This is a genomic window from Kitasatospora sp. NPDC002227 (assembly GCF_040296285.1).
Lineage (GTDB): Bacteria > Actinomycetota > Actinomycetes > Streptomycetales > Streptomycetaceae > Kitasatospora.
Map to the genome: position 1 here is coordinate 69316 of NZ_JBEOWY010000004.1, position 17541 is coordinate 86856.

General features: G+C 72.5%; 19 protein-coding genes. 13 read left to right on the forward strand and 6 right to left on the reverse strand.

Translation table 11 applies throughout. The features are described 5' to 3' along the window. Nucleotides 1–176 precede the first annotated feature (176 nt). On the forward strand, nucleotides 177–1427 hold the full coding sequence (locus tag ABT095_RS05250) for an RDD family protein (protein WP_350527916.1): 1251 nt from the start codon (nucleotides 177–179) through the stop codon (nucleotides 1425–1427). 74 nt (nucleotides 1428–1501) lie between these two features. Next, entirely contained in the window at nucleotides 1502–2161 is a 660-nt protein-coding gene (locus ABT095_RS05255; RefSeq protein ID WP_350527917.1) for an RDD family protein, read from the forward strand. A gap of 16 nt (nucleotides 2162–2177) precedes the next feature. On the opposite strand, the gene ABT095_RS05260 is transcribed toward ABT095_RS05255, so the two are convergent. Next, the gene (locus tag ABT095_RS05260) at nucleotides 2178–2423 is read right to left on the reverse strand and encodes a hypothetical protein (RefSeq protein ID WP_350527918.1); all 246 of its coding nucleotides are present in this window, start codon (nucleotides 2421–2423) and stop codon (nucleotides 2178–2180) included. A 251-nt stretch (nucleotides 2424–2674) separates the two neighbouring features. Here ABT095_RS05260 and ABT095_RS05265 point away from each other — a divergent pair, with 251 nt between their 5' ends. The 8 genes from ABT095_RS05265 to ABT095_RS05305 all read left to right on the forward strand — a co-directional run bounded on the left by ABT095_RS05265 (nucleotide 2675) and on the right by ABT095_RS05305 (nucleotide 10602). After that, nucleotides 2675–3370: an endonuclease V gene (locus tag ABT095_RS05265; protein WP_350527919.1), complete on the forward strand. Its 696-nt coding sequence runs from the start codon at nucleotides 2675–2677 to the stop codon at nucleotides 3368–3370. Nucleotides 3371–3505: 135 nt separating this feature from the next. Then, entirely contained in the window at nucleotides 3506–4003 is a 498-nt protein-coding gene (locus ABT095_RS05270) for a DUF2563 family protein (protein ID WP_350527920.1), read from the forward strand. Between the two features lie 70 nt (nucleotides 4004–4073). Continuing rightward, nucleotides 4074–5360, forward strand: coding sequence for a WXG100 family type VII secretion target (locus ABT095_RS05275; RefSeq protein WP_502884823.1), 1287 nt, complete (start codon nucleotides 4074–4076; stop codon nucleotides 5358–5360). Between the two features lie 90 nt (nucleotides 5361–5450). After that, entirely contained in the window at nucleotides 5451–6860 is a 1410-nt protein-coding gene (mycP, locus tag ABT095_RS05280; RefSeq protein WP_350527922.1) for a type VII secretion-associated serine protease mycosin, read from the forward strand. Between the two features lie 456 nt (nucleotides 6861–7316). Next, complete coding sequence (locus ABT095_RS05290) at nucleotides 7317–9038, forward strand: alpha/beta hydrolase (protein ID WP_350527924.1); 1722 nt, start codon at nucleotides 7317–7319, stop codon at nucleotides 9036–9038. Continuing rightward, nucleotides 9035–9625 carry a hypothetical protein gene (locus ABT095_RS05295; RefSeq protein ID WP_350527925.1) on the forward strand — a complete coding sequence of 197 codons (591 nt, stop codon included), beginning with the start codon at nucleotides 9035–9037 and terminating at the stop codon, nucleotides 9623–9625. The genes ABT095_RS05290 and ABT095_RS05295 overlap by 4 nt, the downstream gene beginning before the upstream one ends. Nucleotides 9626–9749: 124 nt before the next feature. Next, nucleotides 9750–9947 carry a hypothetical protein gene (locus tag ABT095_RS05300; protein ID WP_350527926.1) on the forward strand — a complete coding sequence of 66 codons (198 nt, stop codon included), beginning with the start codon at nucleotides 9750–9752 and terminating at the stop codon, nucleotides 9945–9947. A 121-nt stretch (nucleotides 9948–10068) separates the two neighbouring features. Next, nucleotides 10069–10602, forward strand: a complete 534-nt coding sequence (locus ABT095_RS05305) for a DinB family protein (protein ID WP_350527927.1) — start codon at nucleotides 10069–10071, stop codon at nucleotides 10600–10602. Here ABT095_RS05305 and ABT095_RS05310 read toward each other — a convergent pair. From ABT095_RS05310 to ABT095_RS05320, 3 genes are all read right to left on the reverse strand, one after another. Continuing rightward, nucleotides 10592–11668 carry a DUF2332 domain-containing protein gene (locus ABT095_RS05310; RefSeq protein WP_350527928.1) on the reverse strand — a complete coding sequence of 359 codons (1077 nt, stop codon included), beginning with the start codon at nucleotides 11666–11668 and terminating at the stop codon, nucleotides 10592–10594. The two genes, ABT095_RS05305 and ABT095_RS05310, sit on opposite strands and share 11 nt — an antisense overlap. Nucleotides 11669–11751: 83 nt before the next feature. After that, nucleotides 11752–12198, reverse strand: coding sequence for a hypothetical protein (locus tag ABT095_RS05315; protein ID WP_350527929.1), 447 nt, complete (start codon nucleotides 12196–12198; stop codon nucleotides 11752–11754). A gap of 366 nt (nucleotides 12199–12564) precedes the next feature. After that, complete coding sequence (locus tag ABT095_RS05320; RefSeq protein WP_350527930.1) at nucleotides 12565–13044, reverse strand: hypothetical protein; 480 nt, start codon at nucleotides 13042–13044, stop codon at nucleotides 12565–12567. Nucleotides 13045–13359: 315 nt separating this feature from the next. Here ABT095_RS05320 and ABT095_RS05325 point away from each other — a divergent pair, with 315 nt between their 5' ends. Next, on the forward strand, nucleotides 13360–14400 hold the full coding sequence (locus ABT095_RS05325) for a type IV toxin-antitoxin system AbiEi family antitoxin domain-containing protein (RefSeq protein ID WP_350527931.1): 1041 nt from the start codon (nucleotides 13360–13362) through the stop codon (nucleotides 14398–14400). A gap of 5 nt (nucleotides 14401–14405) precedes the next feature. Here ABT095_RS05325 and ABT095_RS05330 read toward each other — a convergent pair whose 3' ends face one another. After that, nucleotides 14406–15002 carry an isochorismatase family protein gene (locus tag ABT095_RS05330; protein ID WP_350527932.1) on the reverse strand — a complete coding sequence of 199 codons (597 nt, stop codon included), beginning with the start codon at nucleotides 15000–15002 and terminating at the stop codon, nucleotides 14406–14408. A 107-nt stretch (nucleotides 15003–15109) separates the two neighbouring features. Further along, nucleotides 15110–16423 (reverse strand): nicotinate phosphoribosyltransferase, encoded by a 1314-nt coding sequence (locus tag ABT095_RS05335; protein ID WP_350527933.1) that lies wholly within the window; start codon nucleotides 16421–16423, stop codon nucleotides 15110–15112. Nucleotides 16424–16574: 151 nt separating this feature from the next. Between ABT095_RS05335 and clpS the strand changes: the two genes are divergently transcribed. Together clpS and ABT095_RS05345 are read left to right on the forward strand one after the other, a co-directional pair. Further along, nucleotides 16575–16868 (forward strand): ATP-dependent Clp protease adapter ClpS, encoded by a 294-nt coding sequence (clpS, locus tag ABT095_RS05340; RefSeq protein ID WP_350527934.1) that lies wholly within the window; start codon nucleotides 16575–16577, stop codon nucleotides 16866–16868. Nucleotides 16869–16920: 52 nt separating this feature from the next. Further along, nucleotides 16921–17496 carry a DUF2017 domain-containing protein gene (locus ABT095_RS05345; protein WP_350527935.1) on the forward strand — a complete coding sequence of 192 codons (576 nt, stop codon included), beginning with the start codon at nucleotides 16921–16923 and terminating at the stop codon, nucleotides 17494–17496. The last annotated feature ends 45 nt before the right edge of the window (nucleotides 17497–17541 follow it).

The following is a 17541-nucleotide window of genomic DNA, read 5'->3' on the forward strand; positions in this document are numbered from 1 at the left end:
GCGGGGCGCGGATTGTCCCGGACGGCGGGCGGCCGTGGGGTCCGTTCCGGTGGTGATTGCCGATCTGGCACCCGCTGTGGCGTGAAGGCACTACCCTTTGTGACTGCCTCGCGACTGTCCGCCCCGGTCTCTGTGGCCACCGCTGGGCGGGCTGTGTGGAAACCAGGAGACGCAAGATGACGGAACGGCCGGCCGACGGCGACACGTCCACGGCCGCCGGCCCGACGCCGGGCTACTACCCCGACCCGTCGGTGCCCGGCTTCGTCCGGTACTGGGGCGGCACCGCCTGGGTGCCCGGCACCAGCCGGCCCGCACCGGCCGAGGGGGAGGTGCTGGTGCCGCCGAAGTTCGCCGCCCGGCCCACCGCGCCGCCGGTCGCCGCGCGGTACATGCCGCCACCCGTGGTGCCGGCCCCGGCGGCCGTACCGGTGCCCGCGCCCGCGAGCGAGGCGGACGCCGTGGCCCGGTCGGCCGTGGCGGGCGACACCGGCCCGGTCTACTTCGACCAGACCTCGGCCGGGCGCTCCTTCACCTTCAAGGCCGTCGAGGAGCACCGCCCGGGCGGCTGGCAGGCCGACCCGCGCGCGCAGCGCGGCCTGCTCGAGGCCGCGGACGAGCCGCGCTGGGTCTCCTGGGGCACGCCGGAGCCCGCGACCGCGCCCGTCCCCGGGCCGCGGGCGGACTCCCCGGCGCCGCCCGCCGCGGCGGCGGAGGCCGCCGCGCCCGCGGCCGGGGGTGCCGAGGTGGTGGTGCGGGCGGCGGCTGTTCCGGTTGTTCCGGCCGTGCCAGCTGCGGCTGAGGCTGCTGAGGTGGCTCCGGCGGCGCCGGTCGCTCCGGTGGCTCCCGTGGCTCCCGTGGAGGTGCGGCCGGCCGCCGCCGTGGTGCCGGCCGCGCGGCGGGCGGTGGGTGCGGTGCGGGCGGCGCCCGGGCGGGGTGCGGCGCCGGTGGTGGCCGGGCTGGGGCGGCGGCTGGCCGCGCGGCTGGTGGACACGGCGGTGCTGGCCGTGGTCGGTCTCGGGGCCGCGGTGCCGCTGGTCTCCTCGGCGGTCGACCACGTGCAGGGGAAGCTGGACCGGGCCAAGCTGACGGCGGAGGCCACGGGCCGTCAGGTCCAGGTCTGGCTGGTCGACCCGGTGGTGCTGGGCAAGGTCGGGGTGCTGCTCGGCGTGCTGCTGCTGGTCGGCGTGGTGTACGAGGTACTGCCGACCGCGCGGACCGGCCAGACCTTCGGGAAGCGGCTCGTCGGTGTCCGGGTGGTGGGCGCGGAGGGCGCCGAGCCCCCGGCCCTGGGGAGCTCGGTGGCCCGCTGGCTGGTCGGCCAGGTCTCGGCCGCGCTGCTGGTCGGCGTCTTCTGGCCGCTCACCGACCGCCCCCGGCGGCGGGGCTGGCAGGACCGGGCGGCGGGCACCCGGGTGGTGCGCGTCTGACCACGGGTCAGTGCACTCCCCAAACCGGACGATATATCCCAGACCTGTACTACTGGTGATGTTCTACTCGATCCATGAGCACCTATGACCCGTCAGGCAACGAGCCGGAAGGGGGCGGTAAGCCCTCCTTCGAGAAGCAGCCGCCCCCGCCGCCACCCCCGCCCGCCGGGGGTCCGTACGACGCCCCGGGAGGCTACGGATCCCCGTACGGTGCCCCGCCCGGTGGTTACGGTGCGTCCGGTGGTTACGGTGCGCCGCCGCCCCCGCACGGCTCGCCGTACCAGGCCGGTGCGGGCGGCCCGGTGCCGGGGATGCCGCCGCTCGGCCCCTGGCTGAACCGGATCGTGGCGCGGCTGATCGACTACGTGATGGTGCAGGTGGTCGCCGCGCTGGTGGTGCTCCCGTTCGTCAGCCTGGCGCACGAGAACGGCGTGGTCGGCGCGGTCTGGCTCGGCTACGCGCTCTACGTGGTCTACGAGGGCCTGATGCTCAGCCGGGACGGCCAGACCCTGGGCAAGAAGGTCATGCACGTACGGGTCGCGATGCTGGTCGACGGCAGCTCGCCGACGGCCGCCGCGGCCTGGACCAGGGCGGCCGTGTTCGTGGCGCCCGCGCTGCTGTGCTGCTGGGCGCTGTGGTGGCTGGTGGACGGCCTGTTCGGTGTCTTCGACAAGCCGTACCGCCAGTGCATCCACGACAAGGCCGCGAAGACCGTGGTGGTCTCCACGCAGTAGCGCGGTGACGGCCCGCTCAGCGCCGCGCGTACTCCGGGACGGGCGGCGTCGAGGCCGGTGCCGCGGGTGGGGTGCGGTGCGGGCGGCCCCGGGTGGCGGCCTGCTGGAGCGCGACGGCCAGGGTGCCGAGTACGACCGCGAAGGTGACCAGGACGGCGATCTCGAACACCCCCGTCGCGCCCGAGACGGCCAGCAGCGCCACCGTGGTGGCGACGACGGTGAGGGTGCCGGTGAGCAGCTGGGCGATGGTGGGGCGCGGCATGGCGGTCCGTCCTTCGCACGAGGCCGGGCCGGGCGCCGGGGAGGCCGGTGGCGTTCGTCGGCCGGGGTGCGCTCGTACCGGACACGGATGTCGTACCGGAGGTCTACCCAGGGTGGCGGGTCGGTAAGTACACCCTAACCCAGCCGTGCCGGGGCACAGGGGGCGCACAGGCTCACGACCGTGGTGCGGACGGGCCCCTGACGGTCGGTACGGTGGGGGCGGACCGAACGCACACCGAGCTTGGGGGAGCCTTGACCGCACCGGACAACTGGCCCACGACCGAGGCGCAGGCACTCGCCGAGCAGCAGCGGCTGCGTACCCTCGTCGATCCGGCCGGCCCCGCCCCGGCGGCGGGTGCGCTGGTGGCCGGGGTGGACGTCGCCTACGACGACGAGCGGGACGTGGTGGTGGCCGCCGCCGTGCTGCTCGAGCTCGGCACCCGGCAGGTGGTCGAGGAGCGGACGGCCGCCGGGCGGATCAGCTTCCCGTACGTGCCGGGCCTGCTGGCCTTCCGGGAGCTGCCGACCGTGCTGGACGCGCTCGGCGCGCTGAGCCGCGAGCCCGACCTGGTGGTCTGCGACGGCTACGGCCTGGCCCACCCGCGCCGGCTCGGACTGGCCAGCCACCTCGGCGTCCTGACGGGCCTGCGGACCATGGGCGTGGCCAAGACCCCGTTCACCTTCAGCTATGAGCAGCCCGGCCCCGGGCGCGGCGCCTGGGCACCGCTGGTGGACGGGGAGAGCGGCGAGGAGGTCGGTCGGGCGGTGCGGACCAGGGCGGGCGTCAAGCCGGTCTTCGTCTCGGTCGGCCACCGGATCGGCCTGCCCGAGGCTGTCGCCACCACGCTGGCCCTGGCCGCCGACTACCGGCTCCCCGAGTCCACCCGGCGGGCCGATTCGCTCTGCCGCCGGGCCCTCGCCGAGGCGCTCGGGGCCGGCGCTCCTTGACGGCTTGTGGCGGGTGCATTCTGCCCAACACCGGGCATGTGTTAGACATGTGAGTTGGAGTTCTCCGGCAGGGCCTGGCAGGGCCGGGGCAGGAAGACAACAGTACGTAGACGACGAGTACGGGGGCGCGAGGTCGTGAGTACGGGGAGCGGGTCGAGCGGCGGCCCGGGTGCCGGGTACCGCGTTGAGGTGGACGGTCTGCGGACGTTCGCGGGCCAGGTGCGCAAACTCCTGGAGGAGTTCCAGGAGCACGCCGACGGGGGCAAGGCGCACAACCAGAGCGGGGTGGGGCGCAGCGCCTTCGGCACCTTCGCCGAGGCGCAGGCGCTGCACGACAAGTACGAGGCGATGCGGGACGGCCTGCGGGACGTCCTCTTCGCGCTGCACGACGCGATCGACGAGGCGCAGCAGAAGGCCGACCTCACGGCGGCCAACTACGAGGAGCAGGAGCACGAGACCTCCCGGCACCTGAAGGTGGCCTCGGACGGCTGGTCGGTGGGCTCACCCCAGGCCACCCCGGCCACCTACACCGTGGCCAACCGGAGGACGCCGGTGACCGGCACCGTCCCCACGCCCAAGGACCCCACACCGGGTACCCCGACCGGCGGCGTCGACCCGCACGAGACCTGGTGAGCGCGGCATGAGCGACTTCACGAACTTCGACAGCTACAGCCACGGCGACCTGCGCAAGATGGTCCACAGCATGGACTCGGGCGGGGTCATGTCGGCCGGCGACCCCTGGCGGCGGGCCGCGGACACCCTCAAGTCGATCCGCACCACTCTGCAGAGTGCTTCCGGTGACGCCACCTCCGCGTGGGAGGGCAGTACGTCCGACGCCTTCTACTCGAAGATGACCAAGCTCGCCAACGCGGTCAACAACGTCTCCGCCTACGCGAATGACGCGGCCATCACGATGCAGATGATGTCCGAGGCGATCGACCAGGCGAAGCGGGACATGCCCGAGGAGCCCAGCTTCCTGGACAAGGTCGGCGACGCCGTGGGAGACACCGCGCAGTCGGCGGTGGGCATCGACAACGAGAACACCCGCACCACCATCACGGACGAGCGCAAGGCGAAGGCCGTTGCGGTGATGGAGACGCTGGCTACGAAGTACCGGACGGCGTCGCAGGTGTTGAAGCCGCCTGTCGGAGGTGGCTTCGAAAAGGTCGAGGACATCCCGCCACCTGACGATCCGTCTGGAGCCTCCGCGATCAGTGCGTTGATCATGGGCGGCGGGATGGGCCTGATCGGCGGCAACGGCGGATTCACCGCGCGTTCGTCCTCCACCGATCTGCGGATGGCCAACGGCGGCTCGCAGAAGGCACCGCTCCCGCCGCGTAACGGCCAGCCGCCGACTGACCCCGGCATCAAGGGTGGAACCGCAAACCCGATGCCGAGGCCGCCAGGAGGTGGCGGGATCGGCGGTGGTCCCGGCGCGGGCACCGGTATCGACGGTGTGGTGGTCGGCAGCAAGCCGACCGGCACCGGGCCGGGTGGCTTCGGCAGCGTCGAGACCGGCGGTGGCCAGGGCGGCTTCGGCATGGGTGAGGGGCCCGGCTCCGGCACCGGCAAGTTCGGTGGCGGCGTCTTCGGAAGCGACGGCCGTGGCGGCGGCGGAGCGCTGGGCGGCCGGGGCGGCCTGTCCGGTTCCGCGGGCCGGTCCGGTGCGTTCGGGGCCGGTGGCCTCGGCGAGGAGGAGCGCGGCGCAGGCCTGGGCGGTGCCAAGCGGGCTGGTGGTGCTGCTGGCGAAGCTGGCCGTGGCGGCGCCGGGCGGGGCAGCTTCACCCAGGGCGGTTCGGGCCTCGGCCGTGGCCGTGGCCAGGTCGGCGCGGGCCAGGGCCAAGGACAGGGCCACGGCGGTATGCCGGGCGGCTCGCAGGACAAGAAGAAGGACAAGAAGAAGGACGCCAAGAAGCGGCCTGACTACCTCGTAGAGGATGAAGAGACCTGGATGTCGGGACAGCAGGCCAATCCGAACGTGGTGGAATGACCATCCGCCCGTAGGGTGGCTGGACCTGAACGGATGTCCCGTGGGCCGGGCTCACGGGACACCTTCCTTCGACTGATGGGGTGACCAGGCTTGACGACCAGTCGACCCGTGCGCGGCCTGGCGGTACTTGCTGCTGGCGCACTGACCTGGGGCTTGGCAGCCGGTCCGGCGGCGGCCGACAGCATCCGCCAGGGCCAGTGGGCGATCTCCAAGTACAACGCGGCGGAATTGGTCTGGCCGATCAGCCAGGGCGAGGGTGTCACGGTCGCGGTGATCGACACTGGTGTGCAGGCGAGCCACCAGGACCTGACCGGGCAGGTGCTGGCCGGGGCGGACTTCTCCGGCGAGAACACCGACGGCAGGACTGACCGCCTGGGCCACGGCACCGAGATGGCGAGCATGATTGCCGCCCACGGTCACGGCGACCAGGCGGGCATCATTGGTCTGGCCCCGAAGGCGAAGATCCTGCCGGTCCGGGTGGCCTTGGACGATGACGGGAACATCGCGTCTGGGGGCGAGACCAAGCTGGCGGATGCCATCCGGTACGCCGTTGACCACCACGCCCAGGTGATCAGCATGTCGATGGGTAGTTCGGGGTTGCGGACGAATCCGGACGCAAGGGCCGCCGTGCGGTACGCGGCCTCGAAGGACGTGGTCCTGGTCGCGGCCACGGGCAACCAGGGTGACCACCAGGCCCCGGTCTCCTATCCCGCTGCCTTTCCGGGCGTCGTCGCGGTTGGTGCCGTCGACCAGTCGGGCACCATCTGGAACAAGTCCAACTCCGGCCCCGAGACCACCCTGGTCGCCCCCGGGGTCGGGGTCTACGGGGCCAGCAACAAGTCCGACTCCAGCTACGGCAACGGCACCGGCACCTCCGCCTCCACCGCCTACGTCTCCGCCATCGCGGCGCTGATCCGCTCCAAGTACCCGCAGCTGTCGGCGGGTCAGGTCATCAACCGGATGATCAAGACCGCCAAGGCGCCGCAGGGTGTCACCGCCCTCCCGGACCCGAAGTACGGCTACGGCATCGCCTCGCCGTCGAAGGCGCTGGCGGCCAACCCCGCCGTCGACCAGGGGCCGAAGGAGAACCCGCTGGCCTCCCGACCCGAGTCGCAGGGTGCCCCCGACAGTGGGGCGGCGGCCTCGCCGTCGGCCGGTGCCCAGAGCACTGCGGGCGCCGCGCCGGTCGCTGCCGGCGGGAGCGGCGGTGGTGGCGGGCTGCCTTGGCACTTGATCGGGGCCGGGGGTGCCGTCGTGGTGCTGGCCGTGGTCGGGGGTGTGCTGGTGATGCGGCGCTCGCGCCGGACCGCGCAGCCTGCGGCGGCCGCGCCGGTGGTCCCGGGGGCGCCGCAGTACCCCGGTCAGTACACGGGGCAGCCGGGCCAGTACTCCGCCCAGCCCGGCCCGTACCAGGGCCAGCCGGGCCAATACCCCACCCCTCCCGGCCAGTACCCGCCGCAGGGGGAGCCGCCCGCCGGGGGGAACCCGTACCAGCGTTGACCGCTCCCCCTGAGGGTGGCGCCGCTGCCAGCTCTGGCGGACCGAATCCGGTCACCATTCGAGCGTGTGTCGGCACTGTCCGCTACAGTTCGAGGGCGCACGAGAAGGCTCTGGGGGAGGATCAGCCATGCCTGTTCAGGGAGGAAGCGCAGGCTTCCGCGTACATCCGGACGAACTGCAGGCCGCCGGACAGACAGCAGGGGGCCTCGCCGGGCAGGTGTTGGACGAGCTGCGGGGTGTCCTCGGGCCGTCGGATCAGACGGTGGGCGTACTTCGGGGCTGCCAGACCGGTACGGCACTGAACGAGTGCACGGAGGCCTGGCGGACCTTGCTCACGGACCTGTCGGCCGAGATGGATCGGAGCGGCCGGAACCTCGTCCAGAGCGCGCGGGCCTACCAAGTCGCCGACTCCGACGCGGCTGCCCGGACCATGGCATCGGCAAGGGGCTGACGGCCGTGGATATCCTGATGCTCCGGGACACTGATTTCACCTCGATGTACAACACCGCCGACGCCTACGACCGGCTGAGCAAGGCATTCAGCGGCCACGCCGGCGCCTGGAGCAGCGGTGTCGACGGCCGCGTCCGCGAGTCCGGCTGGACCGGTGACGCGGGCGATGCCGCCGGGCGGTCGTTGTACCTGACGACCAGCAAGCTGCAGGCCGCCCAGGTCGAGCTCGACATGATCGGCGAGATACTCCGGGGCGGCGCCGACGCCCTGTTGCTGGCTCAGTCCAAGCTCCGTCAGGCCCTGGCCGACGGCCAAGCGGCGGGCATCAGCGTGAACGAGTGCGGTGTCGTCACCGCACCCCCGCTGACCGGTGCGGACCGCCACGACCCCGACGCCAGAAGCTCCGTCGAGGCCCAGCAGCGCGACATCTCCGACCGGATATCCGCCGCGCTCACCGACGCCGGCGCCGCCGACCGCGAGACCGCCGACAGGCTGCGCCACTACACGGCCAACGCACGCAACGGCAGCGGCCTCAACCTCCAGTCGGCGACCATGGACCGGCTGAACCCCGCCGGAAGCCCGCTGGACTCCCTGCTGAAGGCCATGCCCAAGTCCGACGCGTCCCCGGCCGCCGTGAGCGCCTGGTGGAAGTCGCTCACCCCGGACGAGCAGCAGCGCTTGATTCGAAGTCACCCGGATCTGCTGGGCAACCGGGACGGCATACCCTCCGCCGCCCGCGACCAGGCGAACCGGATCGTGCTACCCCGGCTGATCGACCAGTACCGGAACAAGCCGAACCTGTCGGATGACGACAGGACCAAGCTCGACGGCTTCTGCGCGATTCAGAAGAAGCTGAACGACAACGCCGGCAAGCAGCCACTCCCGCTCCTGCTCGGTGTCAGCGATGAGGGCCAGGGACGCGGCATTCTCTCCTGGGGGAACCCGGACACCGCACAGAACGTCTGCGCCTATGTCCCGGGCCTGGGCACGACCCTGTCCTCGGTCGGAGGCAAGGACGCCGACCGAGCCTTCAACGTCTGGGATGCGGCGAATAGGGCCGACGGGCGCAGTGCGACCGCTTCGATCGTCTGGCTCGGCTACGACCCGCCGCCGGGAATCGACCAGCTCGCCGATGGGGACCTCCGAACGGCCGATGTGATGAGCACCGACCGCGCCGAGCGCGGCGCCGCATCCTACGACCAGTTCCTAAGTGGTCTGAGAGCCACCCACGATGGTCCGCCCGCACACATCACCGCGCTTGGTCACAGCTACGGCTCGACCACCGTGGGCCTCGCGGCGCAGCGGCCTGGCGGTACCGGCGCTGACGACATCATCTTGGTCGGTAGTCCTGGCACCGGGGCCGACAATGCCTCCCAGCTCAATGTCGGCCGTGGGCACGTCTGGGTCGGCGATGCGGAGAACGACCCAGTGAGCCACCTCCCGTCGAAGGGCGCGCTGGCAGCCAACGGCCTCGGCGGTCCCCTCGGCGGCCGGATCTACGACGTGGGCGGGGGCGGTAATCAGATCTACTTCGGTACCGACCCGGCGAGTCAGGAATTCGGCGCCAACCGGTTCAAGGTCGCCGACGGGCCGTCACTGTCCTTCGAGTCCCACTCCAATTACATGGAGAAACCCAGGGGTGACACCGGTACGCAGGAATCTGTCATCAACATCGGGCAGATTGTGACGGGCAACTACAACCGGGTGACGGGGCAGGTGCAGCGATGACCCAACTGGGCTGGACCGTGCGGCGGCTCGGCGCCGCGACCTGCACCCTGATGCTCGCCCTGAGCGCTTGTTCTCTCACTGGCGCGAGCCACCCCAAGAGGGCACTCATGCCCCCGGATCAAGCGGTGACGAAGATGAACGCGCTGCTCGACGACTTGATGTCCGGCATCAAGCCACCGCTTCGGTACTGGGACGACTGGCCTCGAGCGGACGAGCAGACCTCCGGCCTCACCGATCGCTCGAAGGGCTTCGCGACCGCCTCCCGTGAGCGACACGTCATGACCAAGGTCGCGAGCGCCAAGTACGGATTTCTGATGGACATGGTCGAACGCAGTTGGAAGGCCAAGGGCTACAGGATCACCTCGGTGAATCCGAACCAACTGACCATGTATGCGTCCACCGCCGACGGTTCCAGTGTCGATATGACCATCGGAGCCGCAGGCAACATCACCTTCGGGGTCGGGGTGAGCCCCATCCCGGTGATCCGTGACCACGATCCCTTCGGCACGCCCACGCCGGTGCCCACCATGTCCAACGGCAACCCCGACGTCATCCCCAAGTACGACGACCCGTTCTGGTCGAACTGACGGCCGGTGAGCGGTCGCTCCGGTGACGCGCCTACGAATGGCGGACATTGCGTGAGCGGAGCGGGGGCTTTCCGGTAGGGATGGTTCGTCCGTCGACTGTCTGCTGTCTGTGGAGGTCTCTGCCGTGATGAAGAGGTTGGTCGTGCTTGCTGTGGTGCTGACGGCTGCTGCGGGGCTGGGGGCGGGGCCCGCGGCCGCTGACGGGCCGAAGAACGAGAAGGAGGCGGCGGTCTGCCGGGGAGTGGTGTCGCAGCTCCTGAACCTCGGCGGGACTCCGGCCACGGTGAACGCTCTCTGCGCCGTGCAGGGCAACGGGGGCTGACCGGCTCCGGGGCTGGGGCCGGCCGGCCCCAGCCCTACGGTCGGTGATTGGCAGCATCTTGGTGCCGGCTGGCGGCGCAGGCCCTGGTAGCTGGCCCGCGGCAGCCGCCAAGCTGGGGTGCATGATCACACCTGACACCAAGGACTGGACCTGGGTCCTGGAGCGCCCCTGCGCCGACTGCGGCCTGGACACCCCGGCGGTGGCCCCGACGGCCGTCGCGGGCATGCTGCGGGCGAACGCCGCGTACTGGGTCGAGCTGCTCACCGGCACGGCGGAGGCGGAGCTGCGGCGCCGCCCGGGCCCGCAGGTGTGGTCGCCGCTGGAGTACGCCTGCCACGTGCGGGACGTGTTCCGGCTGTTCGGCCTGCGGCTCGGCCTGATGCTCACCCAGGACGGTCCGCTGTTCGCCAACTGGGACCAGGACGAGACGGCCGTCGCCGACCGCTACCAGGAGCAGGACCCGGCTGTGGTGGCCGTCGAACTGGCCGAGGCGGCAGCGGAGTTGACGGCCGCGCTGGACGGGGTCACGGGCGGGCAGTGGCAGCGGACGGGGGACCGCAGCGACGGTGCCCGGTTCACCGTCGCGTCCTTCGCCCGCTACCTGGTCCACGACCCGGTGCACCACGTCTACGACGTCACCGGGGTCAGGCTCTGACCTGGAACTCCCAGGCGGGCAGTCCGTGCGGGGCGGCCTCGGCGAGGTGCTGGGCCGGGGCGCTGCCCAGGCGGGTGGTGAGCAGGAAGCGGTGCTCGGCGCCGACCCGGACGGGCTCGAAGGAGACCACGGCGAACGGGGCGGTGGGGGTGCTCGCCTCGGCGAGCCGGCTCAGTTCGGCCTCGACCCGAGCCCATTCGGGCTTCGGTACGTACTGGCGCATGACGGAGTGCCAGACCACGGTGAGGGAGCCCTCGGCCGTCCGCACCCCGGCCAGGAACTCGGCCGCGCCGACCGGGCGGACCTCGGGGGAGTGCTTCGCGGCGAGCTCGAGGGCGCCGGCGAGGCGGGCGGTGCGGGCGGGCTGGTCGGCCCAGACGTAGCTGCGCAGGGCGAGCGCGCCCTCGGGGGAGAGCGGGTCGATCGGGGTGAGGTCGCAGCCGTGCCGTTCGGCGAGGTGCAGGGCGGGCTGCGGGCCGGTGAGCCAGGCGGGCGGGGCCGGGCGCCAGGCGCCGTCGAGCAGGACGGGGGAGTCGGCGGGGCCGAGGTCCAGGCCCGGGGCGCTCACCCGGAAGCGGTCGGCGAGCTGGTTGAGCCCGGCGCTTGCGCCCAGCTCGAAGAGGCGGACCGGCAGCGGGCCGGTGGCCCGCAGGGTGTGCAGCAGGCCGGTGACCAGCAGGTTGGCCCGGCCGGTCTCGTTGGTCTGCGGGGGCCTGGTCAGCCAGTCCCGGACCCAGGGCAGTTCGGCGGCGACGGTGGCCCGGAAGGCGGCCCAGGCCTGCTCGATCCGGTCGGGGTCGTACGCCCCGCCCGCGCTCGGGTAGTGGGCGGCCAGTTCGGGGGCGCGGCCGGTGAGCACCAGGGAGTGCACGGCCCCGAGCAGGCGCAGCGCGACGGCGTCCGGCCCCGGGGCGTTCTCGTACCCGGCGAGGGCGGTGGCGCAGGGGCCGCCGGCGGTGACGTCGGCGGCGGCGCGGTGCAGCAGGGCGGCGTAGAGGGGCGAGCCCAGTTCGGCGCAGGCCTGTGCCTGGCGTTCGATCATGGCGACGGTGTGCTCGCGTGACATGCGGGGCCCCCAGTTACTTGCGACTGGTGATCATCATTCGCCGATCGGCGGCGGGGCAGAAGGGCCCGGCCGGGTGACGGCGGTCACCACTCGGCGGTGTCGGCGCGCAGGGCGTGCCGCAGCTGGCTGGCCACGCTGGCGGTGTCGGCGCCGACCACGTCGGCGATCTCCGGGGTGGCGAGGCCGACCACGTAGTGGAGGATGGCCAGATCCTCGTCGGCGCCGGTGGCGCACGGGGCGCCGGTGGCCTGTGTGGTCCGCTCGGTCACGGTGCTGCGGACGATCTGCCAGGCGGCGGCCGTGGGGTTGGAGCTGCCCAGGATCTCCGGCCAGACGGCGGCCAGCCTGCGGAAGGCGTGCTCGACGGCCTCGGCGGCCCGGCCGGGCTCGCGGAACCAGACCCGCGCGTAGCTGAGGTAGCGCGGCAGGTGGAGCTCGCGGAAGGCCATGAACTCCAGTGACAGGGTGGGGGATTGCGGCTCGCGCGGGGTGCCGTCCCGGCCGGCGGGCGGGATATGACGGCTGGTCACATCGGCCTCGCGATCTGGTCTCTCGACGGCGGGGTGGTCGCTTGTACCGCTTACTCTAGGGCCTTGGCCGGATGCTTTGAGTGACAATGTCGTGTCGAAGTGCGGGCAAGGGGTGCGATTGAGACGCTATGTGACTATCCGTCAGCTGCCGGGCCCCAGGGGTGTTCCAGGGAAGGGTCGGGGGTGGCTCCGGGGCGCCACCGATGGCTGCGGGGCGGTCCGGGGCGGGAGGCTCGGGCCATGGACAAGATCACCGTGACCTCCCTCGCCCGCCTGCCCGCCTGCGCCGGCCGGGGTGGACCCGGCGGCCTGCTCGGCCTTCCGGCCGCCACCGCGACCCGATGAGCTGCGACGCGCTCCGCACCTTCAGGACGTACGACCACCTGGCGGCGCGCTGACCGGCTCCTCCGTGGCGCTCCGGGCGGCCCGGGCGGCGGCCGCGGCGGCCACGCCGGCGGCGGCCGCGGCGGCGGGGGCGGCAGCGGCCCGGTCGGGGCCCGGCTGCTCGGGGACGGCGGCGCGCGGGCCGCGGCGGACGGCCAGCTCCTCGGCGGCCTCCCGTGCGGCCAGGTAGGCCTGTACGGCGGCGATCCCGTAGACCGGCTGGATCAGCTGGTGGCCCTTGAAGAACGGCCGGGCCGGCACGAAGCCCGCGGCGAGCACCACCTCGCGGATCTCCGCTATCTCCTGCTCGTTGCGCGCCGTGAAGCGGACCTCCCACCCCTTCTTGTACGTGTGGCCGTCCTCGCCGTTGCGGCGGGCCAGGTCCGGCTGGCGGACGTAGCCGGGCAGGCGGCCGAGGCGCAGTTGGGCGGCACGCAGGCCGGTGGAGTCGTCACGTGACATGAGCCGATGGTAGGCAATCCGGAGGGGCTGCTGTGACTACCAAACGGTACTTCTCGGTATGGCACTCGTCACCCTCGGTCAGATCCCGCAGCTCACGGCCGTGCCGGTGTCCCCTCCTGTGGCACAGATGAAATGCGGAAAATCGGATGGTACAGGCCAACTGCGATCGAATCCGGCAACTGGCTGAACATCCCTTAAGCCGAATGGGTGAGGGTATGGGGACTTTAGTGCGGGGCAGTCCCGGTTTCGCGACGGTTGGGTAACGGTGCGTCAGGTCGTGGGTCCCGAGGAGGCCGTCTTGGGGAGGGTGTCCGCATGAGCTACCAGATCCCCAGCCCCGCCCCGTCCCTCCAGGAGCTGGCCCGCCGCCAGCAGAACGTCGTCACCGCCAGCCAGTTGCGCGCCCGCGGCGTGCCCGCCCGGCTGGTCACCGAGCACTGCCGCCGGGGCGGCCCCTGGCAGCGGCTGCTGCCCCGGGTGTACCTGCTCCAGGAGGGCGAGCCGACCCCGGAGCAGCGGATGTGGGCCGCGCTGCTCTACGCCGCGCAGGACGGCTGCGAGCAGGGCCGCCGGGAGGGGGCGGTGATCACCGGGACGGCCGCACTGGCGCTGTACGGCTTCACCTCGGTGCCCCGGCTGCCGGCCGTGACCGAGGTGGACGTGCTGGTGCCCCGGCAGCGCCGGCTCAAGGACGCCGGGGAGGTGCGCATCCGCCGCACCGGCCGGGCACTGGAGGCCCGTTCGGTGCACGGGCTGGCCTGCGCCCCCGTCGCCCGGGCGGTGGCGGACGCGCTGCGCGAGTGGGCAGCCGAGGGGGCCTTCGAACTCGGCCTGGTGCCGCCCGCGTTGATCCGCGCGCTGCTCGGCGAGGCCGTCGGCCGGGGCGAACACGGCTGCACGGTCGCCGAGTTGGTGGCAGAGCTGGGCGAGGCCGGGCTGCTCACCGAGGAGCGGGTGCGCGCCGCGCTGGACGAACTGCTGGCCGCCGAGCGGGAGTCGGTGCTGACGCGGATCGGCGAGCTGGTCGACGAGTGGCTGCTGCCGGTGCCGCTGACCGCCCCCGAGTTGCGGATGCGCGGTGGCACCTACATCGCCGTGCCGGACCTCTACTGGCCGCAGGCCGGGGTGGCGGTGGAGGTGGACTCCGAGCTGCGCTGCGTCAGCGAGGGCGAGGCGGCCTGGGTGCGGGCGGGCCAGCACCGGATGGAGTACCTGGGCATCCGGGTGGTGTACGTGTCCGGGCAGCGCGTCGCCGCCGATCCGGACGCGGTCGGCGGCGAGCTGCGCGAGGCGTTCCGCGCCGGCGGCGAGGACGTGGTCGAGCTGCTGCTCGGGGAGGGCCTCCAGGAAGGCTGAGCAGTTCAGCCGCGGACGACCGGAGTGCCGGTCAACTCGACCCCGGCGGCGGCCAGTTCGGCCAGTGCCGTCTCGGTGGTGGGGGCGGCGACCCCGGCCGTGAGGTCGAGCAGCACCCGGGTGGTGAAGCCCTCCCGGGCCGCGTCCAGGGCGGTGGCCTTGACGCAGTGGTCGGTGGCGATCCCGACCACGTCGACGTGGGTGACGCCCCGCTCGCGCAGCCAGTCGGCCAGTGCGCCGCCGTGCTCGTCGAAGCCCTCGAACCCGCTGTACGCGGCCGAGTGGGCGCCCTTGTCGAAGACCGCCTCGATCGCGCCGGAGATCACCGCAGGGGCGAAGTTCGGGTGGAAGCCGACGCCTTCGGTGCCGGCCACGCAGTGCCGGGGCCAGGAGCGGACGAAGTCCGGGTCGGCCGAGAAGTGGTCGCCCGGATCGATGTGGTGGTCCCGGGTGGCGAGGATGTGGGCATAGCCGGCGGCGGGCCCGGCGACGGAGATCAGGTCGGTGATCGCGGCCGCCACCTCGGCGCCCCCGGCGACGGCCAGGCTGCCGCCCTCGCAGAAGTCGTTCTGCACGTCGACGACGATGAGTGCCCGGTGCATGGGGTGCTTCCCTGGTGATCTCGGTGGGATGACTTGGTGGAGGTGTGGGGCCACTGTAGGCAGTGACGCGCGTAGGCGGAAGGCTTGGCGCAGCGGCCCGGCCCGTCTCAGTCGAATCGGAGTTCGGTGGCCAGCACCGGCTCGCCCTTGGAGAGCTGGGTGGCCGACAGCGGCAGCGCGGCCCGGCTGCGCCGGTGGCGCTCACGGGCGGCGGTCAGCGGCTCACGCCCGACCACCTCGCCGCCGAGCACCAGCGGTACCTGGAGCAGGTGCGGGGCGAGTTCGGCGGGCAGTTCGCCGGTGCCGACCACCTCGGCCGTGGCCACGCCCTCCTCGTCCAGCGGCCGGGCCGCCCACTTGCGGCCGCCGACGCTGCTCTTGCCCCCGGCCGAGCGCTTGGCCACCGGCTCGAGCGGACCGCCGGGCGTGGCGGCCCGGGCGACCAGCTTGTAGACCATCGCGCAGGTCGGGTGACCGCTGCCGGTGACCAGGCTGGTGCCGACGCCGTAGCCGTCCACGGGAGCTGCGGCGAGCGCGGCGATGGCGTACTCGTCGAGGTCGGAGGTGACGATGATCCGGGTCTTCTCGGCGCCGAGCAGGTCGAGCTGGCGGCGCACCCGGTGGGCGAGCAGGGTCAGGTCGCCGGAGTCGATCCGCACCGCGCCGAGCGTGGGCCCGGCCACCTCGACGGCGGTACGCACGGCCTCGGCGAGGTCGTAGGTGTCCACCAGCAGGGTGGTGCCCCGGCCCATCGACTCGACCTGGGCGGTGAAGGCGTCCCGCTCGCTGTCGTGCAGCAGGGTGAAGGCGTGCGCGGCCGTGCCGGTGGTCGGGATGCCGTGGGTGAAGCCGGCTTCAAGGTCGGAGGTGGCGGTGAAGCCGGCCAGGTAGGCGGCCCGGGCGGCGGCCACGGCCGCGCTCTCGTGGGCCCGGCGGGCGCCCATCTCGATGCAGGGGCGCTCCCCGGCGGCGCTGGTCATCCGCGAGGCGGCGGCCGCAATGGCGGAGTCGTAGTTGAGGATGGAGAGGATCAGCGTCTCCAGGATGACCGCCTCGGCGAAGCTGCCCTCCACGGTGAGCACGGGGGAGCCGGGGAAGTAGGCCTCGCCCTCGGGGTAGCCGTGGATGTCGCCGGTGAAGCGGTAGTCGGCGAGGAAGCGCAGGGTCTGCTCGTCCACCACGTTCTGGTCGCTCAGCCAGTCCAGTTGGGGGCTGGTGAAGCGGAAGTCCTCGACCGCGTCCAGCAGCCGGCCGGTACCGGCCAGCACGCCGTAGCGGCGGCCGTTCGGCAGGCGCCGGGTGAACACCTCGAAGACCGAGCAGCGGTGCGCGGCGCCGCTGCGCAGCGCGGCCTGCAGCATGGTGAGCTCGTAACGGTCGGTGAGCAGCGCCGTGGACCGGCGCGCGGTGATCGCGTCCATGGAGATGATGCTACTACCACTTAGCGTCAGTTTGACGATTTCTCTGGGGCGGATTCGCTCCGAGGTCGCTCGGATGGAAGAGTGAGAGGCGGAATCCGTGTGCCCCAGTGAGCCGCCCGTACCGACGGCGGCGCAGCGAGGAGTGTCTGCCGTGAGTGTCGCGCCCGTGGAGATCGAGCGCCCGGAGGTCGAGGGTCTGCCGTCACTGGAGCCGGACACACCCTGGGTGACCATCGTCCACAACGACCCGGTCAACCTGATGAGCTACGTGCAGTACGTGTTCCAGGCCTACTTCGGCTACCCGAAGGAGAAGGCCCGCCAGCTGATGATGGAGGTGCACGGCAAGGGCCGCGCCGTCGTCTCCAGCGGCTCCCGCGAGGAGATGGAGCGGGACGTGCAGGCGATGCACGGCTACGGACTGTGGGCCACCCTCCAGCACGACTGACTCCCCCTCATACCGGCGAAAACACCGACGAAGACAGGCTGACTCAATACTCATGGCTGGGTTGTTCGAGACCACCGGCGACGGCAGCGCCGCGATCGCGCTGGACGAGGTGGAGGCCTCCATCCTCCGCTCCCTCGAGGTGCAGATGCTGGAGCTGATCGGCCCCGGCCCGGGGGAGGACAGCGACGACCCGCTGGCCGCGCTGTTCGCGGAGGGCCCCACCGCGCCGCCCGCCGACCCCGCCCTGCACCGCCTCTTCCCCGACGCCTACGGCGCCCCCGGCGAGCCGGCCGACCTCGAGACCACCGCCGCCGCCTCGGAGTTCCGCCGCTACACCGAGCTCGACCTGCGGGCCCGCAAGCGCGAGGACGCGCTGCACGTGGTCCGTGCCATCGACGGCCTCGGCGGCCAGGGCGGCGAACTGAAGGTGGAGGCCGCCGACTGCCCGCGCTGGCTCGGCGCCGTCAACGACCTGCGGCTCACCCTCGGCAGCCGTCTCGAAGTCACCGAGGACGACGACGAAGGCCTCTACTCGCTGCCCGACGAGGACGAGCGCAAGCCCATGGTGATGCTCTACCTCTGGCTCGGCGCCATGCAGGAGTCCCTCCTCGAGGCGATCACCTCCTGAACGGCCGCGCGCCTCGACCCCGACCCGGCGTCACCACGTGGTACG